The 25,444-nt window shown below is 65.8% G+C and carries 23 protein-coding genes; 19 read left to right on the top strand and 4 right to left on the bottom strand.

Annotation, left to right across the window (positions count from 1 at the left end; translation table 11 throughout):
• The first annotated feature begins 96 nt into the window (after window positions 1-96).
• From OKW27_RS20740 to OKW27_RS20710, 7 genes are all read left to right on the top strand, one after another.
• Window positions 97-891, top strand: a complete 795-nt coding sequence (locus OKW27_RS20740; protein ID WP_429334726.1) for a sugar phosphate isomerase/epimerase family protein — start codon at window positions 97-99, stop codon at window positions 889-891.
• A 129-nt stretch (window positions 892-1,020) separates the two neighbouring features.
• Window positions 1,021-2,004 carry a sugar kinase gene (locus OKW27_RS20735; protein WP_260334880.1) on the top strand — a complete coding sequence of 328 codons (984 nt, stop codon included), beginning with the start codon at window positions 1,021-1,023 and terminating at the stop codon, window positions 2,002-2,004.
• 123 nt (window positions 2,005-2,127) lie between these two features.
• On the top strand, window positions 2,128-3,417 hold the full coding sequence (locus OKW27_RS20730; RefSeq protein ID WP_090805310.1) for an MFS transporter: 1,290 nt from the start codon (window positions 2,128-2,130) through the stop codon (window positions 3,415-3,417).
• On the top strand, window positions 3,417-4,382 hold the full coding sequence (locus OKW27_RS20725) for a 2-hydroxyacid dehydrogenase (protein ID WP_090805308.1): 966 nt from the start codon (window positions 3,417-3,419) through the stop codon (window positions 4,380-4,382). Before OKW27_RS20730 ends, OKW27_RS20725 begins: the two co-directional genes overlap by 1 nt.
• A 54-nt stretch (window positions 4,383-4,436) precedes the next feature.
• Complete coding sequence (locus OKW27_RS20720) at window positions 4,437-5,531, top strand: LacI family DNA-binding transcriptional regulator (RefSeq protein WP_429334725.1); 1,095 nt, start codon at window positions 4,437-4,439, stop codon at window positions 5,529-5,531.
• Window positions 5,532-5,614: 83 nt separating this feature from the next.
• Window positions 5,615-6,514, top strand: coding sequence for a YhfC family intramembrane metalloprotease (locus OKW27_RS20715; RefSeq protein ID WP_429334724.1), 900 nt, complete (start codon window positions 5,615-5,617; stop codon window positions 6,512-6,514).
• A gap of 96 nt (window positions 6,515-6,610) precedes the next feature.
• Window positions 6,611-6,976: a DUF3022 domain-containing protein gene (locus OKW27_RS20710; protein WP_018417736.1), complete on the top strand. Its 366-nt coding sequence runs from the start codon at window positions 6,611-6,613 to the stop codon at window positions 6,974-6,976.
• Between the two features lie 29 nt (window positions 6,977-7,005).
• Here OKW27_RS20710 and OKW27_RS20705 read toward each other — a convergent pair whose 3' ends face one another.
• Both OKW27_RS20705 and OKW27_RS20700 read right to left on the bottom strand, forming a co-directional pair.
• A complete protein-coding gene (locus OKW27_RS20705) occupies window positions 7,006-7,443 on the bottom strand; it encodes a PGDYG domain-containing protein (protein WP_429334723.1) in 438 nt (145 codons plus the stop codon).
• A gap of 264 nt (window positions 7,444-7,707) precedes the next feature.
• Entirely contained in the window at window positions 7,708-8,223 is a 516-nt protein-coding gene (locus OKW27_RS20700; RefSeq protein ID WP_429334722.1) for a Spy/CpxP family protein refolding chaperone, read from the bottom strand.
• A gap of 339 nt (window positions 8,224-8,562) precedes the next feature.
• Here OKW27_RS20700 and OKW27_RS20695 point away from each other — a divergent pair, with 339 nt between their 5' ends.
• Window positions 8,563-9,021 (top strand): Lrp/AsnC family transcriptional regulator, encoded by a 459-nt coding sequence (locus OKW27_RS20695; RefSeq protein WP_090805298.1) that lies wholly within the window; start codon window positions 8,563-8,565, stop codon window positions 9,019-9,021.
• Window positions 9,022-9,278: 257 nt separating this feature from the next.
• Window positions 9,279-10,376, top strand: a complete 1,098-nt coding sequence (locus OKW27_RS20690) for a saccharopine dehydrogenase C-terminal domain-containing protein (protein ID WP_429334721.1) — start codon at window positions 9,279-9,281, stop codon at window positions 10,374-10,376.
• Window positions 10,377-10,492: 116 nt separating this feature from the next.
• Here the strand turns inward: OKW27_RS20690 and OKW27_RS20685 are convergent, their stop codons facing one another.
• Window positions 10,493-11,074 carry an AAA family ATPase gene (locus OKW27_RS20685; protein WP_429334720.1) on the bottom strand — a complete coding sequence of 194 codons (582 nt, stop codon included), beginning with the start codon at window positions 11,072-11,074 and terminating at the stop codon, window positions 10,493-10,495.
• Entirely contained in the window at window positions 11,071-11,217 is a 147-nt protein-coding gene (gene cydX / locus OKW27_RS20680; protein ID WP_184056699.1) for a cytochrome bd-I oxidase subunit CydX, read from the bottom strand. Before cydX ends, OKW27_RS20685 begins: the two co-directional genes overlap by 4 nt.
• A gap of 339 nt (window positions 11,218-11,556) precedes the next feature.
• Here cydX and OKW27_RS20675 point away from each other — a divergent pair, with 339 nt between their 5' ends.
• The 10 genes from OKW27_RS20675 to OKW27_RS20630 all read left to right on the top strand — a co-directional run bounded on the left by OKW27_RS20675 (window position 11,557) and on the right by OKW27_RS20630 (window position 25,370).
• A complete protein-coding gene (locus tag OKW27_RS20675) occupies window positions 11,557-11,997 on the top strand; it encodes a hypothetical protein (protein WP_429334719.1) in 441 nt (146 codons plus the stop codon).
• A 179-nt stretch (window positions 11,998-12,176) separates the two neighbouring features.
• Window positions 12,177-13,154, top strand: coding sequence for a magnesium/cobalt transporter CorA (corA, locus tag OKW27_RS20670; RefSeq protein WP_090805825.1), 978 nt, complete (start codon window positions 12,177-12,179; stop codon window positions 13,152-13,154).
• Window positions 13,155-13,469: 315 nt separating this feature from the next.
• Window positions 13,470-14,444, top strand: a complete 975-nt coding sequence (locus OKW27_RS20665) for a sugar ABC transporter substrate-binding protein (RefSeq protein WP_090805823.1) — start codon at window positions 13,470-13,472, stop codon at window positions 14,442-14,444.
• Window positions 14,445-14,735: 291 nt separating this feature from the next.
• Window positions 14,736-16,328, top strand: coding sequence for a sugar ABC transporter ATP-binding protein (locus tag OKW27_RS20660; RefSeq protein WP_429334718.1), 1,593 nt, complete (start codon window positions 14,736-14,738; stop codon window positions 16,326-16,328).
• Complete coding sequence (locus tag OKW27_RS20655) at window positions 16,328-17,419, top strand: ABC transporter permease (RefSeq protein WP_429334717.1); 1,092 nt, start codon at window positions 16,328-16,330, stop codon at window positions 17,417-17,419. The genes OKW27_RS20660 and OKW27_RS20655 overlap by 1 nt, the downstream gene beginning before the upstream one ends.
• 145 nt (window positions 17,420-17,564) lie before the next feature.
• Window positions 17,565-18,608, top strand: a complete 1,044-nt coding sequence (locus OKW27_RS20650) for a LacI family DNA-binding transcriptional regulator (RefSeq protein WP_429334716.1) — start codon at window positions 17,565-17,567, stop codon at window positions 18,606-18,608.
• Window positions 18,609-18,694: 86 nt separating this feature from the next.
• Window positions 18,695-19,624, top strand: a complete 930-nt coding sequence (rbsK, locus tag OKW27_RS20645) for a ribokinase (RefSeq protein WP_429334715.1) — start codon at window positions 18,695-18,697, stop codon at window positions 19,622-19,624.
• A gap of 357 nt (window positions 19,625-19,981) precedes the next feature.
• Window positions 19,982-21,754, top strand: coding sequence for a methyl-accepting chemotaxis protein (locus OKW27_RS20640; protein WP_429334714.1), 1,773 nt, complete (start codon window positions 19,982-19,984; stop codon window positions 21,752-21,754).
• A 347-nt stretch (window positions 21,755-22,101) separates the two neighbouring features.
• Window positions 22,102-22,863: a 2-keto-4-pentenoate hydratase gene (locus OKW27_RS20635; RefSeq protein WP_090805819.1), complete on the top strand. Its 762-nt coding sequence runs from the start codon at window positions 22,102-22,104 to the stop codon at window positions 22,861-22,863.
• 584 nt (window positions 22,864-23,447) lie between these two features.
• On the top strand, window positions 23,448-25,370 hold the full coding sequence (locus OKW27_RS20630; RefSeq protein ID WP_090805283.1) for a PrkA family serine protein kinase: 1,923 nt from the start codon (window positions 23,448-23,450) through the stop codon (window positions 25,368-25,370).
• Window positions 25,371-25,444 lie beyond the last annotated feature (74 nt).

Genomic DNA, 25,444 nt, shown 5'->3' with positions numbered 1-25,444 from the left:
ACCATTCGCACATCGCAGCGCCTCGGCGCTTTTTTTCGAAGTTTAGTTGGAACCGGTTCCAAAAGCGGTTTCGCTTCAGGATTGCGTGAGTTGGATATGGCTGATGCAGTGGAGATCGTGGTCGTCGCCAGCGCGTTCGGTGTGAACGCCGTGCGCGCCGACGGCCATCTGAAATGGGCGCAGGCGGCAAAGCGCGCCGGCGCGGCGGGTTTCGAAGTGCGTCGGGAGCTGTTCGCGAGCGACGCGGACGCGGACCCGCAACGGCTGCGCGCGCTCGGCGCGGCGTTGGCCGATCTCGGGCTGTGGTCGGTGTTCTCGACGCCGGCATCGTTGTACGCCGCCGACGGCCAGCTCGATACCGACGCACTGCGTGTCGCGCTCGATCAGGCGGCCGCGCTCGGCGCGCGCTTCGTCAAGCTGCAACTCGGCGGCTTCGCGGGCGAGGCTCACGGCGCGGCCATCGTCGCGCACGTCGCGAGCGGCTCGGGCACCACGGGCGGTGCGCAGCCACGGCTCGTCGTCGAAAACGGGCAACTGGCGCAGGGCGGCTCGCCCGCGCAGTTCGTCGGGCTGTTCGATGCGCTCGCGCGTGAAGGCCACGCGGGCGTGCTCGGCATGACCTTCGATACCGGCAACTGGGCGTGGCTCGACGTCGCGCCGCTACCCCTCGCGCCGCAGCTCGCGCCGTACGTCGAGTACATCCATTGCAAGACCACCACGGGCGAGGGCGCGCGGCGCTTTGCGAGCGCGCCGGCCGAGGATGACGCGCCATTGCGCACGCTCCTCGACCGGCTGCCGCGCGATGTGCCGCGCGGCATCGAGTTTCCGTTCGATCCGAGCCGGATCGACGCCGATGCCGCGCGTTATGTGAGCTGGCTTGCGCGCGTGTAGACGCGCGACGCGGCATCACGAAGCGCCTCGGTCGAAGCCGTATAGCAGACGAGGCGGCAACCCAGGCAGCAAAGAACGCATTCCACGCAACACGAATCACCGCATCAGCAGCACCACCAGGAGCCCAGCATGACGCACCCTTACCCCGCGCTCGACGTGATCACCTACGGCGAAGCGATGGCGATGTTCGTCGCCGCCGAAGCCGGCCCGCTCGCGGGCGTCGGGCACTTCACGAAGCGCATCGCCGGCGCGGATCTGAACGTCGCGATCGGCTTGTCCCGACTTGGCTTCAGGGTGGGCTGGATGAGCCGCGTCGGCGACGATTCGTTCGGCCGGTACGTGCGCGACACGCTGACGAAAGAGGGCATCGACCAGCAATGCGTGAGCACCGACGCGCGCCATCCGACCGGCTTCCAGCTGAAGTCGAAGAGCGACGACGGCAGCGACCCGGCGGTCGAATACTTCCGTAAGGGCTCGGCGGCGAGCCATCTGTCGCTCGACGACTACCTCGCCGATTACGTGCTGCCCGCGCGTCATTTGCATCTGACCGGCGTCGCCCCGGCGATCTCGGCAAGCTCGCGCGAACTCGCATTCCACCTGGCCCGCGAAATGCGCGCTGCGGGCAGGACGATCTCGTTCGACCCGAACCTGCGTCCGACGCTGTGGCCCTCGCGCGCGGCGATGGTCGAAGGCTTGAACGCGCTCGCCGCGCTCGCCGACTGGGTGCTGCCCGGCATCGGCGAGGGTGAGATTCTGACCGGCCACACGCAGCCGGAGGACATCGCGAAGTTCTATCTCGAGCGCGGCGCGCGCGGCGTGATCGTCAAGCTCGGCGCGCAGGGCGCGTATTACCGCACCGCGACCGATGCCGCGACGATCGCCGGCCGGCCGGTCGCGAACGTCGTCGATACGGTCGGCGCGGGCGATGGTTTCGCGGTCGGCGTGATCAGCGCGCTGCTCGAAGGCCGCACGCTCGCGCAGGCGGTCGCGCGTGGCAACCGGATCGGCGCGCTCGCGATCCAGGTGATCGGCGATTCGGAAGGTTTGCCGAGCCGCGCCGAACTCGACGCGCTGGAGCTGGCCGAGGTACCGGACATCGCAAGCGCGGCCTGACGCGGATCGGACCGCATCGATAGCGCTGCATCCACAACCAGCATCGACGACAACAAGAGCGCCCACAGCGCGCCCAGATTTTTTCATCATTGATTCGGGACGACGCCGTCCAAGGAGACTTCCATGACCTCATCGCTTGCGATTCGCCGTTGGTGGACGATCATGCCGATCGTGTTCATCACCTACAGCCTCGCGTATCTGGATCGCGCGAATTTCGGCTTCGCGTCAGCGGCCGGCATCAATCAGGATCTCGGCATCAGCAAGGGGCTCGCGTCGCTGATCGGCGCGCTGTTCTTCCTCGGCTATTTCTTCTTCCAGATTCCGGGTGCGATCTATGCGGAGCGCCGCAGCGTGAAGAAACTGGTGTTCTGGAGCCTCGTTCTGTGGGGCGGCTGCGCGGCGTTGACCGGCATGGTCAGCAACATTCCGTCGCTGATGGCGATCCGCTTCCTGCTCGGCGTCGTCGAAGCCGCGGTAATGCCGGCGATGCTGATCTTCATCAGCAACTGGTTCACGAAGAGCGAGCGCTCGCGCGCGAACACGTTCCTGATCCTCGGCAATCCGGTCACGGTGCTGTGGATGTCGGTCGTGTCGGGCTATCTCGTGCATTCGTTCGGCTGGCGGCACATGTTCATCGCCGAGGGCGCGCCCGCGATCATCTGGGCGATCTGCTGGTGGTTCCTCGTCAAGGACAAGCCCGAGCAGGTGTCGTGGCTCACGCAAGAGGAAAAAGACGCGCTCGCGCAGACGCTGCGCGCCGAGCAGGCCGCGATCAAGCCGGTGCGCAACTACAGCGAGGCGTTTCGCACGCCCGCGGTCATCAAGCTGTGCGCGCAGTATTTCTGCTGGAGCATCGGCGTGTACGGCTTCGTGCTGTGGCTGCCGTCGATCCTGAAGAACGGCTCGTCGTTCGGCATGGTGGAAACCGGCTGGCTGTCGGCGCTGCCGTATCTGGCCGCGACGATCGCGATGCTTGCAGCTTCGTGGGCATCGGATAAACTCAACCGCCGCAAGGTGTTCGTGTGGCCGTTCCTGCTGATCGGTGCGATTGCGTTCGCGGCGTCGTACGGGCTCGGCTCCGCGCATTTCTGGGTCTCGTATGCGCTGCTCGTGATCGCGGGCGCCGCGATGTACGCGCCGTATGGACCGTTCTTCGCGATCGTACCGGAGCTGCTGCCGAAGAACGTCGCGGGCGGCGCGATGGCGCTGATCAACAGCATGGGCGCGCTCGGTTCGTTCGTCGGCTCGTACGTGGTCGGTTATCTGAACGGCGCGACCGGTTCGCCCGCGGCATCGTATGCATTCATGAGCGTGGCGCTCGTCGCCGCGGTGATCCTGACGCTCGCCGTCAAGCCGGCCGCGGCCGAACAACGTGGCCCCGCTCGTCCCACCGTCGCAAGGAAAATTAGCTGATGAACAAGATCGTCGCCTGGAAGTCGCTGCCCGAGGATGTGCTCGCCTATCTGCAACAGCATGCGCAGGTCGTGCAGGTCGATCCGTCACAGCATGATGCGCTCGTCGCCGCGCTGCGCGATGCCGACGGCGGCATCGGCGCGAGCGTGCAGATCACGCCGGCGATGCTCGAAGGCGCGAGCCGGCTGAAGGCGCTGTCGACGATCTCGGTCGGCTACGACCAGTTCGACGTCGCCGACCTCACGCGCCGCGGCATCGTGCTCGCGCACACGCCGGACGTGCTGACCGAATCGACCGCCGATACCGTGTTCTCGCTGATCCTCGCGTCCGCGCGGCGCGTCGTCGAGCTGGCCGACTGGGTCAAGGCGGGGCAGTGGCGCACGAGCATCGGGCCCGCGCAGTTCGGGCTCGACGTGCAGGGCAAGACGATCGGCATCGTCGGCTTGGGGCGGATCGGCGGCGCGGTCGCGCGACGCGCGGCGCATGGCTTCAACATGAAGGTGCTGTATACGAACCGCAGCGCGAACCACCAAGCGGAGCAGGCGTATGGCGCGCGGCGCGTCGAGCTGGCTGAATTGCTCGCGCAGTCCGATTTCGTCTGTCTGCAGGTGCCGCTCACGCGAGAGACGCGGCATCTGATCGGCGCCGCCGAACTGCGCGCGATGAAGAAGAGCGCGATCCTGATCAACGCTTCACGCGGCGCGACCGTCGACGAACCGGCGCTGATCGAGGCGCTGCGCAACGGCACGATTCACGGCGCGGGCCTCGACGTGTTCGACACCGAACCGTTGCCTGCCGACTCGCCGTTGCTCGCCATGCCGAACGTGGTCGCACTGCCGCATATCGGCTCGGCGACGCACGAGACCCGTCATGCGATGGCGCTCAACGCGGCGGAGAACCTGGTCGCCGCGCTCGACGGCACATTGACGACCAACATCGTCAACCGTGACGTCCTGGCGAAGTGAATCGCAGGGCGGCGCGCAAGCTCCCGACCTCGGACCGGCACGAGCGATGAGCGAATGAGCCCGACCCCGCCCCCGGCCAGCATGCCGCCTGGTCCCCCGAGCGCGCCGCCGCGCCGCGCGACGATCACCGATGTCGCGCGTGAAGCCGGCACCGGCAAGACCAGCATCTCGCGCTATCTGAACGGCGAGTTCAGCGCGCTGTCGCCCGAGCTGCGCGCGCGCATCGAAGCCGCGATCGCGCGGCTCGACTATCAGCCGAACCAGATGGCGCGCGGCCTGAAGCGCGGCCGCAACCGGCTGATCGGCATGCTGGTCGCCGACCTGACCAATCCGTACTCCGTCGAAGTGCTGCAAGGCGTCGAGGCCGCGTGCCACGCGCTCGGCTTGATGCCGCTGATTTGCCACGCGGCGAACGAAGTCGAGATGGAGCGGCGTTATCTGCAACTGCTGACCACGTACCGCGTGGAAGGTGTGATCGTCAACGCGCTAGGCGTGCGCGAGGAGACGTTGCGGCCGGTCGGCGACGGCGGGATTCCGGCGGTGCTGGTCGATCGGCGCGTGGAGGGGCTGGTCGCCGACATGGTCGGTCTCGACAATGGCGCGGCCGCCGCGCTCGGTACGCGGCATCTGCTCGAACGGGGCTTCGAGCACATCTGGTTCGTCGTGCAGCCGTTCGAGCAGGTCAGCTCGCGGCAGTTGCGCGTCGAAGCATTCGACCGGGCGATGCGCGACGATGGCCGCGCGCGCGGTCGTACGCTGGTGCTCGATCTCGCCGATGCAACTGCGCTCGAGCGCGGTCTCGCGGAGCTGGATCGTGCGATCGACTCGCCAGGCGGGGCCGGTGCCGAGCCCGCCGGCGCCTCCCCACGCGTCGCGCTGTTCGCGGCCAACGCACCGGTCGCGTTGCGTCTCGCGCTGCATCTGAACGCGCGTTACGGCGCGCACTGGCAGAGCCGCGTCGCGCTGCTTTCCATCGACGATCCGGATTGGGCCGAGCTCGCCGGCATCACGACGATCCGCCAGCCGACCTACGACATCGGTTATCGCGCGGTCGAATTCCTGCACGAGCGCATCGAAGGCGCGCAGACGGGCGCGCGCGACTGCCTGCTGCCCGGCGAGCTGATCGTGCGTGCGTCGACCGCACGCTGATTTCCGGCCAATCTGCGATGATGCGGGCTGCGGCGCGCAGCGGTTGCGCGCCGGGGATTGCAAGGAACCCCGCAAGGATACTCATGGTCGTGCCACCGCTTACCCTCGCGAGCCTCGCGCTCGCCACGCTCGTCATCGCCGCTTTACCGTTTCTGATTTACCGACAATTGCGCCGTCCGCTCGCGCTTCGGCCACGCGACGCGATCGCCGGCGTCGCGGTGTTCGCGCTGTTCGCGATGGTCATCGAGCGTGCGCTGCACGACTATCTGTTGCGCGGCAACGAGACGACCGCGGCGTTCCTTTCGCAGCCGCTCGCGTTCGTCGTCTATGGTGCGCTGGCCGCGGGCGTTTGCGAGGAAGTGGGGCGGTTCTTCGGCGTGCGGCTGCTCATGAAGCGCGCGGCGGCGCGGCCGGCGGTGCGCAAGAAGGCGAACGTCGACGCGCCCGCCGGCGTCGATGCAAGCGCGGGCGCGAGCCCCGCCGCCAGCACGACCGCCGACACGCGCACCGCCGCATTGCGCGCCGACGATGGCGCCGCGCTCAGCTACGGCCTCGGCCACGGTGGCGCGCAAGCGTGGATGGTCGGCGTGTTCGTGCAGTGCCAGTGGCTCGTGTTCGCGGTCCTCGAAAACCGTGGCCGGCTCGGCGATTACCTCGGCAATCTGCCGGCCGAAGCGGTGATGCGCGTGCATCTGATTCTCGCGAGCCTGACGCCGCAACTGGCCGGCATTTTCGCGCTCGAACGCGTCGCGGCGCTGGTGTTCCAGATCGGCTTGTCGGTGCTGATGTGGCGCGGCGTGCGGGCCGGCTCGCGCGGCATCCTGCCGCTCGCGATCGGGGTGCACGCGCTGATCGACGTGCCTGCGGCAATGACGCAGGCGCGGCTGCTGCCGCTCGCGGCGGCCGATACGATCTATGGGGTGGCGGCGGTGTTCGTCGCGGGACTGCTGATACGGATTTACCGGCGGCCGGCGGCGGCGTGAGCGGATGAGCCGCTGGACAGCAGGCGCCTCGCTATCCCTTCAGCGTTTCTCTAAAATGCGCCTACGTTTCAGGACCTTCTTTTCCCGGCAGCCTTCATGGAAGCTTACCAATACGACTGCGCGCATCCGGAGTTCGACGAGCTCGCGCGCGTCATCAGCGATCTGTTTCCCGAGCAGACGCAGTTCATCGAGCGTGCCGCCGACGATGGCACGCCCACACTGACGGTTCACTGGGTAGCAATGCGCTTCGGCTCGACCGCGCGCCGTATCGCGATGACGGTCGCGATCGCGCCGGCGGCGCTCGCGCGTTATCGCGCGATGCCGGCGCGGTTGCGTGGCCGCAGCTTTGCGGTATTGCGCGCGTACGTCGAAGCGAGCCTGGGCTCGCTCGAAGAAATGTACGCGAACGGCCAGGCGGTCCCGCGCGAAGTCACGGTCGATCTCGGCGAAGAGTTCGCGTGAAGCGCGAATGAAGCGCGGGTGAAGCGGATTCAATCCGCGAGCCGATAGACCTTCGCGAAACGCGCGGCCTGCACGACGCCATAGTCGCCGGGCGCGTACTGCATGACCCAGTCGCCGGCCGCGCCGTGCAGCACGTCGCCGCCGCTCGCGCAGCGCGCGAGCGAGAAGGACTCGTCCATCCGGCGGGCGAGTACGACCGCCGGGCGATTGCGGTAGGCGCCGGCTTCGCCGTGCGCGAGCGCGGCATCGGCGGGCAGGTACTTCGCATCGAAGCGCTCGCGCGACACGACCCAGCGCTCGCCGGTCGAGCCGGTGATCAGCGCATCGCCGCGCACATAGCGGTTCGGGCCTTCGAGGCTCATCAACTGGCCTTCGGCGGGGGCGAATTCGACGCTTACCGTTTCGTCCTTGACGACGCGTTGGGCGTGCGGATCGTCACGCAAATCGAGATTCCTGAGTTCGGTCATGAAGCGGGCGGAAGATTAGGGGGGAGCGTTGCGGCGAGACTTGCCGCTTTGCGGCGATCGTGCGTCGAGTCGCTAGGACGGGTAGCCGGCCCAGACAGCGCGCCCCGAATAATGCCAGATGCATGAGCCGGGCGGGGGAAGGCGAAAGGCTGAGACGTGGTGAGAAAGCCGCTGTTCGGGCGCCATCGGAATTGCCGAAATCAACCGCGTCCGAACGGACCCGCGCCCGCAACGGGGCAATCCCCCGCCGCGGACGCTCTTTCATTACGGCTTGACAGTCGCGTCGCTCGCGGCTGCCGCGGGCTTGCCGCCCTTGCCCTTGCCATGGTGGCCGCGATGATGACCCTCGGGGCCGCCCTGGTGGAACGTCGCGTCGGCGAGCTTCTTCTGCTCCGGCGACAGGCTGCTATACAGCGGTTCGAACGCATCGACCAGCTTCTTCATGCCGTCCGCATGCGCCTGCGCGATCGTTGCGTACTGTTTCATGTCGTCGAGCGCGCTCACGTTGGTGGCCGCCTTGCGCTGCTCGAACAGCCGGCCCATCGTTTCGCCGTTGCTGCGCATGACGTCGGCGAACGCCTTCCATTGCGTTTCCTGCGCGGGCGTGATCTTCAGTTGCGAGTGCAGATAAGCGATGCGGTCTTCGACGTTGCGTTCGTGGCCGGCCTTGGCCGCGGAGGCCGAGGCCGTGGTGTCCGGCGCTGCGGCCGGCGCGGCGGTTTGGGCGAACGCGCCGCCCATCGAAACGGCCGTAGCCAGCATAACCAGTGCTTTTTTCATCGAAACTCCTGATGTCTGTTCGTTATTGAGACACGGCGCGCGGCGAGCGTCTTGCCTCGCGCCAGCGGCGAATGGCGCCGCACCGCAAGCGGCTGCCGCATTCGCCCGGCGCCGCTATTAGTAACACGTTAACCCTACAATACGGTGCGTGTGCGACAAACGCTTACAACCGAAACGAACGCGAAACGGCTCGCGCCTGATCGGCAATCGCGCCGACATACTGCGCCGAGGCCGCCCCACAGTGTGCCGTGCATCTGTGACCGTACCGCGTGACATGGCGCCGCTGCGTGCAGACGCGCGATAATCCGCGACATTCCACACCAACTTCCTTCCCCTTCGATGAGACCTCCGCGCCTCGACCAGCTCGACGACCTCGACCGCAACCTCGTTGCACTGCTGCAAGCCAACGCGCGCGAGAGCGTCGCGAATCTTGCGCGGCAGCTCGGCGTCGCGCGCACGACCGTGATCGCGCGCATTGCGCGGCTCGAGCGCAGCAACGTGATCGCCGGCTACAGCGTGAGGCTTGGCCAGGATGTGCTCGATTCGAGCATCGTCGCGTATGTCGGCATCATCATCGCGCCGAAGCACGGACCGGCCGTGCAGAAACGCCTCGGCAAAATGCCCGAAGTGCAGATGCTGTGCGCGGTCAGCGGCGAGTTCGACTACGTGGCATGGCTGCGCGCCGATTCGCCCGAGCGGCTCAACGATCTGCTCGATCAGATCGGCGGGCTAGAGGGCGTCGAGCGGACCACGACGTCGATCATTCTCGCGCGCAAGATCGACCGCGGCACGGTGTGAGTCGGCGCGCGGCGTAACCTCTTCGCGAGTGCTGCGAGAGTCCATCGTTGACGCCTTTTTTACGCTGTTTCGACAAATCGTTTGAGCGGTTCGTCAGAACGTCGAACCGGATGGTCATACCGCAGCATTTTGCGCGTATGAACTGTTTTTGCTTCTTCCTACACTGTCATTCAAGGGTTCGGCCCGCAGGCGCCGCGCGCAACACGCGGCGCACTTCCCAAGCTCAGAGACAGCACATGGATAACAAGGAGAAGCAGATGAAAGTAGCTATCGTCGGCGCAGGTCTGATCGGTCACACCATTGCCCATATGCTGCGCGAGACGGGCGACTACGAAGTCGTCGCGTTCGACCGCGATCAGCACGCGCTCGACAAGCTCGCCGCCCAGGGCATTCCTACCCGCCGCATCGATTCCGCCGACGCCGCCGTGCTGCGCGCCGCGATCCAGGGCTTCGATGTGCTGATCAACGCGCTGCCGTACTACCTCGCGGTCAACGTCGCATCGGCCGCGAAGGGCGCGGATGTCCATTATTTCGACCTGACCGAGGACGTACGCGCGACGCACGCGATCCGCGCGATCGCCGCAGATGCCGATCACGCATTCATGCCGCAGTGCGGTCTCGCGCCGGGTTTCATCGGCATTGCCGCGCACGAGCTCGCGAATCGCTTCACGGAAATCCGCGACGTGAAGATGCGCGTCGGCGCGCTGCCCGAGTTTCCGACCAATGCGCTGAAGTACAACCTGACGTGGAGCGTCGACGGCCTGATCAACGAGTACTGCCAGCCGTGCGAGGCCATCCGCGATGGCCGCACGCAATGGGTGCAGCCGCTCGAAGGCCTCGAGCACTTCTTGCTCGACGGCACCGAGTACGAAGCGTTCAACACGTCGGGCGGGCTGGGCACGCTGTGCGAAACGCTGGCGGGCCGCGTCGAATCGCTCGACTACAAGTCGGTGCGCTATCCGGGTCATCGCAACCTGATGCAGTTCCTGCTCGAAGACCTGCGTTTGTCGAGCGACCGCGATACGCTGAAGACCATCATGCGCCGCTCGGTGCCGTCGACCGCGCAAGATGTCGTGCTGGTGTTCATCACCGTGAGCGGCATGCGCGACGGTCAGCTGGTGCAGGAGGTGTTCACGCGCAAGATCTTCGCGAAGACCGTCTGCGGGGTGCCGATGAGCGCGATTCAGATCACGACCGCCGGCGCGATGTGCGCGGTGCTCGATCTGTTCCGCGAGCGCAAGCTGCCGCAAAAGGGCTTCGTGCGCCAGGAGCAGGTGTCGCTCGGCGATTTTCTGGCGAACCGCTTCGGCAAGTTGTACGAAGGGCAGTCGCTGGAGGCAATGGCGACGGTTTGAGGCCGGCATGGCTCGCGTCAAATGAAAATCCCCGTACGTCGCCGAGGTACGGGGATTTTCCGTTTTTCAGCCATCATCGGACCAGCGCGGCACTCGCCAGACAGAAGGGAGGGCCGTCATCCAGCGACGATTTGCGCGACGAGCGCTTCATGGTCCGCCGAACTGGGCGCGGTATTGTCGAACATCAGCAGACCCTCGCGGCTCGCGCCGCTCGGCTCGAAGCGCCGCCGCCGGTAGTCGTCCCAGTGCGTGAGCTTGTACGCATCGTTGGGATTCGCGCGCGCGACGATCCGCTGCCGCGCCACGTCCTCCGAGGTCCGCACCCACACGACACGCAACCTCACGTCCGGCGCGACGCCGAGCCACGCATGATCGAACAGCCGCCGCTCGCGCACCTCGCGAGACAGCGGGCCGACGACCAACGCGCTGATGCCGAGTTCGAGATTGTCGCGCGCCGTATCGATGAGGCCGCGATACTCGGGGTCGCGCAGATGCTGCAGGAAAAGAGGGCTGTCGCGATCGTTCGGATCGCCGGTCAGCATCGCCATCGCGGCCGCGCTATAGCCGCCGTACAGCGTGTCCTTGTCGAGCAGGCAGAAGGGGGTGCCGCTCACTTTCATCAGCGGGCCGAGCAGTTTTTTCGCCAGCGTCGTCTTGCCCGTGCCCGCATGACCGCAAAAGAAAACCAGAGAAGTCACGCAGGCTTGTCCTCACGCGGCGCGGCGGCGTCATCGGGGCGCGGGTCGCGCGCGAACGTGCCGTTGGCCTCGAGCCACATCACGTTGATGATGCCGAAGCCGAGCGCCACACCCACGCCGAGAATCCAGGTGAAATACCACATCGCAGTCTCCTTGATCGTGCGTCCGGCGACGCGGATCGACAGGCATGCCGGCAACCGACGATGGCCAGCCGCGAGCGCGGCCGCCTGCACCGATCATGAAGAAGAATGCCGCGCCTTGCAAGAGGCGCGGCGCCCGAGCTCCGTGCACCGTGGCTGGCGGTATGTCCGCGCGTTGCTATGATGCGCAACGGTGATGCGTACGAGCGTACCGTGTCCGCCGAACCGGCGGACGCGGAGCGACGACCCACACCGCGTAGTCGGAAACTCGGGCCACAATCGAGAGCACAGGGGAGAACCAGCATGCCGATGCGCCAGTCTTGCCGCTGCCGGGCCGCACGGATGGCCGGGTCCGCACGCTGCGCCGCGTTGGCCGCATGCGTCGCGCTCAGCGTGCTCACGCTGGCCGGCTGCGCGTCGACGCCGGCCGAGCCGGTACCGTTCAAACCGGTGCCTGCCGAGCGCATCGTCAGACAGGGCTATACGGCGCCGGGCCCCGGCCTCGTCGCGGTGGACGTGCGGCGCGAGCGTTCGCGCGACGTGATCGTGCGGTTCCGCAATGCGCTCGTCTATATCGACGGCGAGCGCGTGACCGACCTGATGAACGGCGAGCACGTGGTGTTCTATCTGCGGCCCGGCGCGCATCGGATCGGCGTATCGACGCAGTTCGATCCGGTCATCGAGCTGAACTTCGTCGTGACGGCCGACCCGCACTACACGAACCGCGCCTCGGTCACGTTCAACGACGATCACCGCATCGGCCTGCAGCGGGTCGCGCAGTAGCGTGCGGTCGAGCATTAACAATTGGAAACGCGCGGCTTAGGTATCGCGCCTTAACATGGCGGCTGATTCAAGCCGGCTGAAAGCGTGCTTGTCCGTTCATGCAGACCCGCCGACCGTCTTACGCAATGCTTACGTGAGAGGGTGGCGAGGTCTGCTTTTGTATGCAAGGTAATCCGAACATGCTGATCAATTGCGCCGCCTATCAGGACGGCCGGAAACTCGCCGACATCGATATCGACAGCATCAGCGACTACGTCGCGCGGCCCGAGTGCTTCGTCTGGGTCGCACTGAAAGACCCAGAGCCCGAGGAACTCGCGGCCATGAAAGACGAGTTCAATCTGCACGAGCTCGCGATCGAAGATGCGCAAAACGGCCATCAACGGCCGAAGATCGAGGAGTACGGCGATTCGCTGTTCACCGTGATGCACACGGTCGAGATGGACGAGCAGGGCGAATTCGTGATCGGCGAAGTCGACGTGTTCGTCGGCAGCAACTATGTGCTGTCGGTGCGCCGCGGCACGCGCACCGGCTTCAAGAGCGTGCGCGCGCGCTGCGAGCACGAGCCGCATCTGTTGAAGGAGGGCTCGGCGTTCGTGCTGTACGCGCTGATCGACGATGTGGTCGACCGTTATTTCCCGGTCGTGGAGGCGATCAGCACCGAGCTCGAAACGCTCGAGGACCGCATCTTCGAGAAGAACGATTCGGCCGCCTCGCGCGCGATCGTGCAGGACCTGTACACGATGAAGCGCCGGCTCGTGATCCTCCAGCACCATATCGTGCCGCTGCAGGAAGCGGTCGGCAAACTGACGGGCGGCCGCATTCCGAGTGTCTGCGCAGGCATGCAGGCGTACTTCCGCGACGTCTACGATCACCTCGACCGGATCGTCAGAACCATCGAGGGGCGCCGCGAAATCGTCGTCACGGCGGTGCAGGTGAACCTCGGCATGATCTCGCTCGCCGAGAGCGAAATCACCAAGCGGCTCGGCTCGTTCGCGGCGCTGTTCGCGGTGCCGACCATGATCGCCGGCATCTACGGGATGAACTTCGAGCGCATTCCCGAGCTGCATTTCAAGTTCGGCTATCCGGTCGTGCTGGCGGTGATGCTGGCGATCGACTGCGTGCTGTACCGGCGTTTTCGCAAGGCCGGCTGGCTGTAGCCGGCGCACCTTTCAATTTCCTCGGGGTTTCACTTGCGGCGCGCGCAATACCAGGCCAGCATAAGCGGCCTGTGGGTCGCGCCGCACGTAACGCACAGGCGTCATCGACTGCACGAACTGAGCGAGGGAACCTTGCCACACGCTGCCCGGATCGATCGAGCGCATTGCGGCGCCGCAGATGTTGCGCGCCGGTGCGTTGCAACAGCGCGAATCGTTGACATTCCGAAGAGCTTGCGCTGAGAATGGGCCTCGCAAACGGTTGCGCATCACAAAAAATACGGCTCGCCCGCGAGCCTGACAACCTTGGAGATACGCATGAGCCATCGAACCCGTCGTCGCATTCTTGCCGCCGCAGTTCTCGCCGCCGCCTCCGCCGTCCTGCCTTTTTCCGCCGCCCACGCGCAGAACGCCCCGGCTCATAAGCCGAAGGTCGCGCTCGTGATGAAGTCGCTCGCCAACGAGTTCTTCCTGACCATGGAGACCGGGGCGAAAGACTATCAGAAGCAGAACCCCGGCAAGTTCGACCTGATCACCAACGGCATCAAGGACGAAACCGACACCGCCAACCAGATCCGCATCGTCGAGCAGATGATCGTGTCGAAGGTCGACGCGATCGTGCTCGCGCCGGCCGATTCGAAGGCGCTGGTGCCGGTCGTCAAGAAGGCGGTCGACGCGGGCATCATCGTCGTCAACATCGACAACCGGCTCGATCCGGACGTGCTGAAGTCGAAAGACCTGAACGTGCCGTTCGTCGGCCCCGACAATCGCAAGGGTGCGCGGCTCGTCGGTGACTACCTCGCGAAGCGCCTGAAGGCCGGCGACGAGGTCGGCATCCTCGAAGGCGTGTCGACCACCACCAACGCGCAGCAGCGTACCGCGGGCTTCAAGGACGCGATGCAGGCAGTCGGCGCGAAAGTCGTGTCGGTGCAGTCGGGCGAGTGGGAAATCGACAAGGGCAACGCGGTCGCATCGGCCATGCTCAACGAGTATCCGAACCTGAAGGCGCTGCTCGCCGGCAACGACAACATGGCGATCGGCGCGGTGTCGGCCGTGCGCGCGGCCGGCAAGCAGGGCAAGGTGCTGGTGGTCGGCTACGACAACATCAACGCGATCCATCCGATGCTGAAGGACGGCCGCGTGCTCGCCACCGCCGACCAGTTCGCGGCGAAGCAGGCCGTGTTCGGCATCGATACCGCGTTGAAGGCATTGAGCGAAAACAAGAAGCAGTCGCAGCTGTCGGGCGTCGTCGAAACGCCGGTCGTTCTGGTGACGAAGGACACCCTGAAGTAAGCGCGCCGCGCCCGGCGTGAAGCACGAGCCGGGCGCAGCCGGAAAAACGCACGGGAAGCCGCAAAAATCACCACGAATTATGGATAGCGTGTTTTAGAGGCAAACCACCACCCAGCGATCCGCTTTTATTCAACGAACGCTCAAGAATCCCGCCGCACCGCCGTTAATCCCAGAGATAAGCGTCATGACGGCGGCTCGCGTGGTGAGAGGGAGCGCGGCCATGAGCAGTTGTGCATTCCGCGTAGTGGGGCGCCACGAAGGCGCCAGAAGCGCCATGTAACCAGGAGCGCGATGGATTCGACCGACCACGACGCCTTGCCTGTCGTACTGAGCGTCAGCGGCATCGGCAAGACGTATGCCGAACCCGTGCTCGCCGACGTATCGCTGTCGCTGCGAGCGGGCGAGGTATTGGCGTTGACCGGCGAGAACGGCGCGGGCAAGAGCACGCTGTCGAAGATCATCGGCGGGCTGGTCGAAGCGAGCGCGGGCAAGATGCGCCTTGCCGACGCGCCGTACGCGCCCGCGAGCCGCACCGAGGCCGAGGCGCTCGGCGTGCGCATGGTCATGCAGGAGTTGAATCTGCTGCCTACGCTGTCGGTCGCCGAGAACCTGTTCCTGAACCGGCTGCCGCGTGCGGGCGCGTTCAGCTTCGGCTGGATCGATCGCGGCAAGCTGCGCGAGAACGCGCGCGAGGCGATGGCGCAGGTCGGGCTCGACGCGATCGATCCCGACACGCTGGTCGGCGAACTGGGCATCGGTCATCAGCAGATGGTCGAGATCGCCCGCAACCTGATCGACGACTGCCGCGTGCTGATCCTCGACGAGCCGACCGCGATGCTGACCGCGCGCGAGGTCGATCTGCTGTTCGAGCAGATCGGGCGGCTCAAGGCTCGCGGCGTCGCGCTCGTCTATATCTCGCACCGGCTCGAGGAGCTGGCGCGGGTCGCCGAACGGGTCGCGGTGCTGCGCGACGGCCGCCTCGTGCATGTCGACGCGATGGCGAACCTGACGAGCGAGCAGATCGTCACGTGGATGGTCGGCCGCGAGCTCGGCGAGCATATCGATCTCGGCGAGCGCAACATCGGCGCGCCGCTCCTGAAAGTGGAGCGGCTCGCGCGCGGCAAGCTCGTGCGCGACGTGTCGTTCGAGGTGCGCGCGGGCGAGATTTTCGGTGTGAGCGGACTGATCGGCGCGGGCCGCACGGAGCTGATGCGGCTCATCTACGGCGCCGACCGCAAGGACGGCGGCAGCGTGTCGCTCGCCGCGACGCCGGGCGCGCCGCCTACGCCGGTGCGAATCGACTCGCCGGCGGACGCGGTACGCGCGGGTATCGCGCTGATCACCGAAGACCGCAAGGGCGAAGGCCTGCTGCTGCCGCAACCGATCGCGGCCAACCTGTCGCTCGGCAATCTCGGCAGCGTCGCGCGGCACGGCCTCGTCGACGCGAAGCGCGAGAACGCGCTGGCGCACAAGCAGATCGCCGCGATGCGGATTCGCAGCTCGGGGCCCGCGCAGGTTGTCGGCGAGCTGTCGGGCGGCAACCAGCAGAAGGTCGTGATCGGCCGCTGGCTCGCGCGCGACTGCAGCGTGCTGTTGTTCGACGAACCGACGCGCGGCATCGACGTCGGCGCGAAGTTCGATATTTACGGCCTGATGGGCGCGCTCGCTCGCGACGGCCGCGCGCTCGTCGTGGTGTCGAGCGATCTGCGCGAACTGATGCTGATCTGCGACCGGATCGGCGTGATGTCGGCGGGCAGCATGACAGGCGTGTTCGAGCGCGCGAGCTGGAGCCAGGATGCGCTGCTCGCGGCTGCGTTCGCCGGCTACCGCGGCCGTGACGCGCTGCTGCACACGCACGGCGTCAACGAAGCAGGGAGTCTGTGATGACCGATCAATCGTGGCGCGAGGCAGCGGGTGTCAAACAGGACGGCAAGTTGGACGGCCAGCAGGACGGCAAGCAAGGCGGTGCGCCGGACGCGCCCGCCGTGACGCCGCCCGCCAACCCGTCGGCGCCGCTCGCGAGCGGCAAGCCGGCCGGCACGCGGCTCGGCTTTTCGAACTACCTGGGCCTCGCCGGCGCGCTGCTCGCGATGATCGTGCTGTTCTCGCTGCTGAGTTCGCACTTTCTGACCTACGACACGTTCAGCACGATCGCGAACCAGATTCCGGATCTCGTCGTGATGTCGGTCGGCATGACCTTCGTGCTGATCATCGCGGGGATCGATCTGTCGGTGGGCTCGGTGCTCGCGCTCGGGGCGTCGGTGGTCAGCGTGGTGACGCTGAAGTGGGGCTGGGGGCCAGCTGCCGGCGCGCTGCTCGGGGTCGCGGTCGCGGCGCTGACCGGCACCGTGACCGGCGCGGTGACGGTGGGCTGGCGAATTCCGTCGTTCATCGTGTCGCTCGGCGTGCTCGAGGCGGCGCGCGGCATGGCGTATCAGATGACCAATTCGCGCACCGCGTATATCGGCGATGCGTTCGATTTTCTGTCGAACCCGATCGCGCTTGGCATCTCGCCGGCCTTTCTGATGGCGGTCGCGGTGATGGTGATCGCGCAACTGGTGCTGACGCGCACGGTGTTCGGGCGCTATCTGATCGGGATCGGCACCAACGAGGAAGCGGTACGGCTCGCGGGCGTCAATCCGCGGCCGTACAAGGTGATCGTGTTCGCGCTGATGGGCGCGCTGTCCGGACTCGCGGCGCTGTTCCAGATCTCGCGGCTCGAGGCGGCCGATCCGAATGCGGGTGTCGGCGTGGAGCTGCAGGTGATCGCGGCGGTCGTGATCGGCGGCACGAGTCTGATGGGCGGGCGTGGTTCGGTTATCAGCACGTTCTTTGGCGTGCTGATCATTTCGGTGCTGGCGGCGGGCCTCGCGCAGATCGGCGCGAACGAGCCGACCAAGCGCATGATCACCGGCGCGGTGATCGTGGTGGCGGTGGTGCTCGATACGTACCGCAGCCGTCGCAAACGCGCCTGAGGTGGGAGCCGCGGCGCAACGATGATTGAGTGCATGGGATCGGAGTAAGCGCTAAAGCGCCAACTCCGTTCGACCGCGATGAAACTGCATGGGACCGGAGTAAGCGCTAAAGCGCTAACTCCGTTCGACAGGAGAGCAACAGGTTATGACGACGATCAAGGATGTAGCGGCGGTGGCGGGCGTGTCGTTCACGACGGTATCGCACGTCGTGAACAACTCGCGGCCGGTGTCGGCCGATGCGCGCGCGAAAGTCGAGCACGCGATCCGTCAACTGCACTATGTGCCGTCGGCGGTCGCGCGCTCGCTGAAGGCGCGCACGACCGCGACGATCGGACTGGTGGTGCCGAACAGCACGAACCCGTATTTCGCGGAGCTCGCGCGCGGTATCGAGGATGGCTGCGCGCGCAATGGCTACTGCGTGTTCTTCTGCAACTCCGACGATGACCCCGCGAAGCAGCGCAACTATCTGCGCGTGCTGCAGGAAAAACGCATCGACGGATTGATCGTCGCGTCGGCCGGCGACGACGCCGTGCTCGCGCAGGCGCTCGCCGACGCGCGCGAGCCGCTCGTGGTGGTGGACCGCAACATCGAGGGAGTCAGCGCGGACCTCGTGCAGATCGATCACGAGAAGGGCGCGTATCTGGCCACCCGGCATCTGCTCGAGCTCGGGCATGTGCGGATCGGTTGCATCACGGGGCCGGTGCAGACCGCGGTCAGCGCGATGCGGGTGCACGGCTTCATTCGCGCGATGGCCGAGCGTGGCATCGAGATTCCGGCCGATGCGATCGTCGAAAGCGATTTTTCGGGGACGGGCGGACATCGCGCGGCCGCGCAGCTGTTCGATACGGTCAGGCCGTCGGCGATTTTCGCGGGCAACGACATGATGGGCATCGGCGCGTTGCGCGCGGCGGCGGAGCGCAATATCAGCGTGCCGCGCGATTGCTCGATCATCGGTTTCGACGATATCGAGCTGGGCCGCTTCACGTTCCCGTCGCTGTCGACGGTCGGACAGTCGGTGCGCGCGCTTGGCGACACGGCCGCGCAGACGCTGATCGACCGGATCGCCGAGGCGTCGTCGAACAGCACCGCGCGAGCGCCTGCGCGCCGCCGCGTGGTGTCGCCGCGGCTGATCGTGCGGGAGTCCACCGCGACATGGGCGGGCGAGGAACGGCGGGATCTGGCGGCCTGATGCGCCGGATCAAGGACGCATGAGGGGTGCTCGAAGGACGCGCGCGCAATCGCGACGCGACCCGTCGCGCAACGGAGGACACTCGAGTGGCAAGCAACCCAACGCGCGCACGCGTCACGGTGGTCGGTAGTCTGAACATGGACCTCGTGGTGCGTTCGCCACGCCTGCCCCAACCGGGCGAGACGCTGGCCGGCCGCGGCTTCGCGCAGGTCGCGGGCGGCAAGGGCGGCAACCAGGCGGTCGCGGCCGCGCGGCTCGGCGCGCAGGTGTCGATGCTCGGCTGCGTCGGTGCCGATGCGAATGGCGCGCAGCTGCGCGCGGGCCTCGAAGCGGAGCGCATCGACTGCGCCGCGCTCGAAACCGGCAGGGAGCCGAGCGGTGTTGCGCTGATCGTCGTCGACGATGCGAGCCAGAACACGATCGTGATCGTCGCGGGCAGCAACGGCGAGCTCACGCCGGCCACCATCGCGCGACACGAAGCGACGCTCGCCGCCGCCGCCGTCGTGATCTGTCAGCTCGAAACCCCGCCCGAATCGGTGCGCGCGGCGCTGGCGGCGGCGCGGCGGCTCGGCAAGACCGTGATCCTGAATCCGGCGCCCGCCACCGGCCCGTTGCCGGCCGACTGGCTGCGGCTGATCGACTACCTGATTCCGAACGAACTCGAAGCCGCCGCGCTGAGCGGTCTCCCCGTCGACTCGCCCGCGGACGCCGCACGGGCCGCCGCCGCATTGCGTGCGGCCGGCGCGCGCAACGTGCTGGTCACGCTCGGTGCGCGCGGCGTGCATGCGTCGCTCGAAGGCGCGGCCGCGACGCTGTACGACGCGCCGCGCGTCGAGGCGGTCGACACGACCGCGGCCGGCGACACCTTCATCGGCGGCTTCGCGGCGCAGCTCGCGCAGGGCGCGAGCGTCGATGCGGCGATCCGCTTCGCGCAGCGCGCCGCCGCGCTATCGGTGACGCGCGCGGGCGCACAGCCATCGATTCCGACGCGCTCCGAGCTCGACGCATCGGACTGATGCCGCGGCGGCATTGGCACCGCGCACGCTGCCTGATCGAACTGTCCTGCCACCGCTTCGGGCGACTCCGAACGGCTCGCATCTCCACCCATTCCCGCCAACACAACGTCAAAAATCGTGCTTTGACGAATATCGCCGCGTTTCCCTGCGCGCCGCGAACACACTCATTTGCAGTCAACTTGCTTTCAACGTCTTACAACGTCTTTGTTCATACCTTTTAAATGCTTCAAGTCTATGAGTGCGCTGCCGTAAACGGAAATTAGAGCGCTCTTTCAAAAAAGCGCCGGACCCAACACACGCCGCTCCCACGCTGCGTGGGCAGCAGCCTCTCATTGAGTACAGCACACAGGATCAAGCATGTTGAATAAAGGCATCACGATCAAGGCGCGAATTGGCCTCACGATGGCGTTCCTCGCCGCGTTGCTGGTTGCGATCGGCGTTTTCGGTCTGTTCGGCATGAGCCGTTCGAACGACGCGTATGAGGACACGTTCACCAACGCGATGCCGGGCGCGGTGAACATCGGCAACGCGGAAATCTACGCGGCGCGCGAACGACTCGCGCTCGACCGCGCCGCGTTCCTGGTCGGCACGCCGGAAGCGGCCACCACCATCGAGCGCGGGCGCATGCTCGGGGGCACGTCCGACATGTGGTGGAAAAAATATCTCGATCTGCCACGCGACGCGGACGAAGACCGGCTTGCGCAGGACGTCGCCGCGAAGCGCAACGCGCTGCATCAGCAACTCGAAACGTTCGCGGCGGCGATCACGGCGAACGATCAGGGCAACCTGGTCGAGCACGCGAAGAATCTGCAGGTCGTCTTCAACGACCTCGTCGGCGCCGACGACGCGCTGCGCAAATACCAGTTCGATTCGGCCAGGCAGGGCTTCGACTCCGCGCAGAGCAGTTTCCAGACCTTCCGCGTGGTCAGCATCGGCGCGCTGGTGGTCGGCGTGCTGGCGGCGGTGCTGTCGTATCTGACGCTGAGCCGCTCGATCGCGCGTCCGCTCGACGAAGCGCTCGGCCACTTCGATGCGATTGCGGCCGGCGATCTGCGTCATCCGGTGATCGCGACATCGCGCGACGAAATGGGGCAACTGCTCGAAGGAATCGCCAGAATGCAGCGCAGCCTCACCGAAACGGTGCGCAGCGTGCGCGGCGGTAGCGAGTCGATCGCGACCGCGACGCGCCAGATCGCGGCGGGCAACATCGACCTGTCGTCGCGGACCGAGGAGCAGGCGTCGGCGCTGCAGGAAACCGCCTCGAGCATGGAGCAACTGACCGGCACGGTGCGGCAGAATGCCGACAACGCGCGCCAGGCGAGCGCGCTCGCGGCCAACGCGTCCGAGATCGCCAACAAGGGTAGCGCGGTGGTCGGCCAGGTGGTCGGCACGATGGGCGACATCAACCAGAGCTCGGCGAAGATCGCCGACATCATCTCGATCATCGAAGGCATTGCCTTCCAGACCAACATCCTCGCGTTGAATGCAGCCGTCGAGGCGGCGCGCGCCGGCGAGGAGGGGCGCGGCTTCGCGGTCGTCGCGGGCGAAGTGCGCAGCCTCGCGCAGCGTTCGTCGGCGGCGGCCAAGGAGATCAAGGAGCTGATCGATACGTCGGTCGAGCGCGTGCAGTCGGGCTCGGCGCTCGTCGACGAGGCCGGCCGCACGATGAGCGAAATCATCGGCGCGGTGCAGCGCGTGTCCGACATCATGGGCGAGATCGCGGCGGCGTCGGAGGAGCAGAGCGGCGGCATCGACCAGGTCGCGCGCGCGGTCACGCAGATGGACGAGGTCACGCAGCAGAATGCGGCGCTCGTCGAGGAAGCGGCCGCCGCCGCGTCGTCGCTCGAGGAGCAGGCGGCGCGGCTGCGCAGCGCGGTCGCGGTGTTCCAGGTCGACGACAGCGGCCGGGGCGGTCACGAAGCGGCGTCGGCGCTTGCGGCGCCGAAGCGCCCGGTGTCCGCGAGCCCGGTCGCTACACGCGCACGCAAGCTCACGCCGGCTACCGCGCAGGCGGCGTTGCCGGCGAAGGCATCGATCCCGGCCGCGGCCGCCTCCACGCCCACGCCGACGCGCGCGCCGGCCAGGTCCGCGGCGACGGCCGGCAGCGATCGGGATTGGGAGACCTTCTGAGCTGGCTCGGATTCAGGTGTACACGGGCAGCGGCGCTGTCGTGCGTCAGGTGAGTCGAGGCGCGCCGTTCCCGTTCGCTAGCTGTCCGGCATCCGCGTCGCACCCGCGACGATCGCTTCGCGAAAAGCCGCGCCTGGACACCCCATGCGCGGTTTTTTTCAACTCCGGCAAGAATTAACGTTTGCGCGCCGCCGCCTTTCACCGGCGCGTGTCGCGATCCGGTACATTGACGGGCACGGCCCCGATCCGTTTGCGCGGCGCGCGGCTGCCCGCACCTCCAACAGGTGGTTCCCACATATTTGCTACGACCTGCGAACCCTGCCATGCGCCAGCCACAAAGAACCGACATGACGCGATACGATCTTGCGCAACGCCTCGTCGAGGCGCGCCGGCAGCGCCGGCCGATCGACGCGCCCGCACCCGACAGCCTGCCGCCCGACGCGGCGACCGCCTACGCGATCCAGCAGGCGGTGATCGTGGGCCTCGGCGAGTCGACCGGCGCGTGGAAGATCGGCGCGAAGTCGCCGGGCGGCGCCGCGTCGGGCGCACCGATTCCGGCCTCGCTGGTGATGCCGTCGCCAGCGAGGCTCGCGCATGACGGCTTCTTTCGCGTGCTGGTGGAGCTCGAGATCGCGTTCCGCTTCGACGTGACGATCGAGCCGCGCGCTCAGGCGTATGCGCGCGACGAGGTACTGTCGAAGGTCGGCGCCGTGCTGCCGGCCATCGAGATCGTCGACAGCCGCTTCGCCGAATGGCCGAACGTCGCGCCGCTCGCGCAGTTGGCCGACGCGCAGAACAACGGCGCGCTGATCACCGGCCATCCGGCCGTCTATGCGAGCCTCGCGCGCGGCTTCGACTTCGTGTCGCCGGAACTGGAGCTGAGTTTCAACGGCCGCTCGCTGATACCAGAAGTGACCGGCAATCCGGCAGGCGATCCGCGCGAGCTGCTCGTGTGGTTCGTCAACCATTGCGCGGCGATGGGCATCACAATCGAGCGCAACTGGACCTTGACCACCGGTTCATACGTCGGCGCGCACAAGATCGACGAACCCGGCATCGTGCGTGGTCATATCGACGGATTGGGTGAAGTGGAAATTGAACTGACCTGATCGATGCTGCGGCGCTTGTAACCGCAAATTACAACGCTTGATTCCAAACGGCTGCCCGCGTGCAGCCGTTTTTATTTTGGCGAATTTGAAACGGTGGCAGTCTTTGAATCGTCAACCTGTTCGAATGCATTTGTTGCAACTTGCCGCTTCCACACCTATGAGAGCGCCGCGAGCTCATCACGTGCATGCTTTTGGTGACGAAGTGTGCGTGCGCAGACAGCCGCATTTTGGTGGAGGATCGACGGTGCGGGTACGGGATGTGCAATAGCAACGCGGTGACTTGACGCGATGCAGCGGTAGGGCGAAGTCCTGCAGGAGCACTGAATAGAGCGATGCGGTGCTGAAGAAAGTAGCGATACAGCGGTGCAGCAGATGAGGTGACTGGTTGCTGCGTGAGCAAAAAAAATTGTAGGTGGTTGAATCTCTGTTTCCAGGTGAGGATTGTAGGGTGGCGGTTACGGCGCGATTTTCGCAACGTAGTCCGTGAAAAAAAATTTAAAAGGGTTTAGGATGAATTCGAGCGATGTCGTTTCCGAATAGCGCGCCGCGCACGACATCGCCCCAGACTTCGGCGAGGAGGTAGCATGGATATCTACAGCAGTTTCGCGACCCGCTTCGAGAAAACACGGGAGGACGAACTCTCGCTCGAGGAGTATCTCGCGCTCTGCAAAGACAATCCCGCCGCGTACGCCACTGCGGGCGAACGCATGTTGACGGCAATCGGAGAACCGGAACAGATCGACACTCGCAACGATCCGCGTTTATCGCGTATCTTCGCGAACAAGGTCATCAAGGTATACCCCGCATTCCGTGAATTCTACGGAATGGAAGAGGTGATCGAGCAGGTGGTCGCCTACTTCCGGCATTCGGCCCAGGGGCTCGAAGAAAAGAAGCAGATCCTGTATCTGTTAGGACCGGTCGGCGGCGGCAAGTCGTCGATCGCGGAACGTCTGAAGCAATTGATGGAACGCGTGCCGTTCTATGCGATCAAGGGCTCGCCCGTCAACGAATCGCCGCTCGGTCTGTTCGACTACGAGGAAGACGGTCCGATCCTCGAAGAGCAATATGGCATTCCTCGTCGCTACCTGCGAGGCATTCTGAGTCCGTGGGCGGTCAAGCGCCTGCACGAATACAACGGCGACATCCGCAAGTTCCGCGTGGTGCGCCGCTATCCGTCGATCCTTCGCCAGATCGCTATCTCGAAGACCGAACCGGGCGACGAGAACAATCAGGACATTTCGTCGCTGGTCGGCAAGGTCGACATCCGCAAGCTCGAACAGTACGCGCAGGACGATGCCGACGCGTACAGCTACTCGGGCGGCCTGTGCCTCGCCAATCAGGGCCTGCTCGAGTTCGTCGAAATGTTCAAGGCGCCGATCAAGGTGTTGCACCCGCTGCTCACGGCGACCCAGGAAGGCAACTTCAAGGGCACGGAAGGCTTCGGCGCGATTCCGTTCGACGGCATCATCCTCGCTCACTCGAACGAATCGGAATGGAAGGCATTCCGCAACAACCGTAACAACGAGGCACTGCTCGACCGGATCTTCGTCGTCAAGGTGCCGTACTGCCTGCGCTATAGCGAAGAGGTCAAGATTTACGAGAAGCTGCTGCGCAACTCGTCGCTCGCCAGCGCGGTCTGCGCGCCGGGCACGCTGAAGATGATGGGGCAGTTGTCCGTGCTCACGCGTTTGCACGAGCCGGAGAACTCGAGCCTGTTCTCGAAGATGCAGGTCTACGACGGCGAGAATCTGAAGGACACGGACCCGAAGGCGAAGTCGTATCAGGAGTATCGCGACTTCGCGGGCGTCGACGAAGGCATGACCGGCGTGTCGACCCGCTTCGCGTTCAAGATTCTGTCGCGCGTGTTCAACTTCGACTCGACCGAGGTCGCGGCCAATCCGGTGCATCTGATGTACGTGCTCGAACAGCAGATCGAACGCGAGCAGTTCCCGCCGGAAACCGAGCAGAAGTATCTGTCCTTCATCAAGGACGTGCTCGCGTCGCGCTATGCGGAGTTCATCGGCAAGGAGATTCAGACCGCTTACCTGGAGTCGTACTCCGAGTACGGTCAGAACATCTTCGACCGCTATGTCACGTATGCGGACTTCTGGATCCAGGATCAGGAGTTCCGCGACCACGACACCGGCGAGAGCTTCGACCGTGCCGCGTTGAACGCCGAGCTGGAGAAGATCGAGAAGCCCGCGGGCATCAGCAATCCGAAGGACTTCCGCAACGAGATCGTGAATTTCGTGCTGCGTGCGCGGGCTGCGAATGCGGGCAAGAACCCCGCGTGGATCAGCTACGAGAAGCTGCGCGTCGTGATCGAAAAGAAGATGTTCTCGAACACGGAAGAGCTGTTGCCGGTGATCTCGTTCAACGCGAAAGGCTCGGCCGAAGAGCAGCGCAAGCATGAAGACTTCGTCAATCGCATGGTGGCGAAGGGCTATACGCCGAAGCAGGTGCGCTTGCTGTGCGACTGGTATCTGCGCGTGCGCAAGTCGTCATGATGCGCGCATGATACTCATGGTGTGCCGCCCGTACGGTTCGACCGTACGGGCAACCGGCGAGGCGCAAGCCGCAT

The organism is Paraburkholderia sp. 35.1 (genome assembly GCF_050436525.1).
Classification (GTDB): Bacteria; Pseudomonadota; Gammaproteobacteria; order Burkholderiales; family Burkholderiaceae; genus Paraburkholderia; species Paraburkholderia tuberum.
This window is presented reverse-complemented; position numbering and strand designations above follow the sequence as displayed.

Coding starts and splice junctions, on each gene's coding strand:
- OKW27_RS20630 (WP_090805283.1), top strand. CDS start 23,448: ATGGATATCTACAGCAGTTTCGCGACCCGCTTCGAGAAAACACGGGAG.
- OKW27_RS20715 (WP_429334724.1), top strand. CDS start 5,615: ATGGTCGTGCCACCGCTTACCCTCGCGAGCCTCGCGCTCGCCACGCTC.
- OKW27_RS20690 (WP_429334721.1), top strand. CDS start 9,279: ATGAAAGTAGCTATCGTCGGCGCAGGTCTGATCGGTCACACCATTGCC.
- OKW27_RS20705 (WP_429334723.1), bottom strand. CDS start 7,443: ATGACCGAACTCAGGAATCTCGATTTGCGTGACGATCCGCACGCCCAA.
- OKW27_RS20635 (WP_090805819.1), top strand. CDS start 22,102: ATGACGCGATACGATCTTGCGCAACGCCTCGTCGAGGCGCGCCGGCAG.
- OKW27_RS20700 (WP_429334722.1), bottom strand. CDS start 8,223: ATGAAAAAAGCACTGGTTATGCTGGCTACGGCCGTTTCGATGGGCGGC.
- OKW27_RS20665 (WP_090805823.1), top strand. CDS start 13,470: ATGAGCCATCGAACCCGTCGTCGCATTCTTGCCGCCGCAGTTCTCGCC.
- OKW27_RS20725 (WP_090805308.1), top strand. CDS start 3,417: ATGAACAAGATCGTCGCCTGGAAGTCGCTGCCCGAGGATGTGCTCGCC.
- OKW27_RS20735 (WP_260334880.1), top strand. CDS start 1,021: ATGACGCACCCTTACCCCGCGCTCGACGTGATCACCTACGGCGAAGCG.
- OKW27_RS20660 (WP_429334718.1), top strand. CDS start 14,736: ATGGATTCGACCGACCACGACGCCTTGCCTGTCGTACTGAGCGTCAGC.
- OKW27_RS20650 (WP_429334716.1), top strand. CDS start 17,565: ATGACGACGATCAAGGATGTAGCGGCGGTGGCGGGCGTGTCGTTCACG.
- OKW27_RS20740 (WP_429334726.1), top strand. CDS start 97: ATGGCTGATGCAGTGGAGATCGTGGTCGTCGCCAGCGCGTTCGGTGTG.
- OKW27_RS20730 (WP_090805310.1), top strand. CDS start 2,128: ATGACCTCATCGCTTGCGATTCGCCGTTGGTGGACGATCATGCCGATC.
- OKW27_RS20720 (WP_429334725.1), top strand. CDS start 4,437: ATGAGCCCGACCCCGCCCCCGGCCAGCATGCCGCCTGGTCCCCCGAGC.
- OKW27_RS20655 (WP_429334717.1), top strand. CDS start 16,328: ATGACCGATCAATCGTGGCGCGAGGCAGCGGGTGTCAAACAGGACGGC.
- OKW27_RS20675 (WP_429334719.1), top strand. CDS start 11,557: ATGGCCGGGTCCGCACGCTGCGCCGCGTTGGCCGCATGCGTCGCGCTC.
- corA (WP_090805825.1), top strand. CDS start 12,177: ATGCTGATCAATTGCGCCGCCTATCAGGACGGCCGGAAACTCGCCGAC.
- OKW27_RS20640 (WP_429334714.1), top strand. CDS start 19,982: ATGTTGAATAAAGGCATCACGATCAAGGCGCGAATTGGCCTCACGATG.
- cydX (WP_184056699.1), bottom strand. CDS start 11,217: ATGTGGTATTTCACCTGGATTCTCGGCGTGGGTGTGGCGCTCGGCTTC.
- OKW27_RS20710 (WP_018417736.1), top strand. CDS start 6,611: ATGGAAGCTTACCAATACGACTGCGCGCATCCGGAGTTCGACGAGCTC.
- OKW27_RS20695 (WP_090805298.1), top strand. CDS start 8,563: ATGAGACCTCCGCGCCTCGACCAGCTCGACGACCTCGACCGCAACCTC.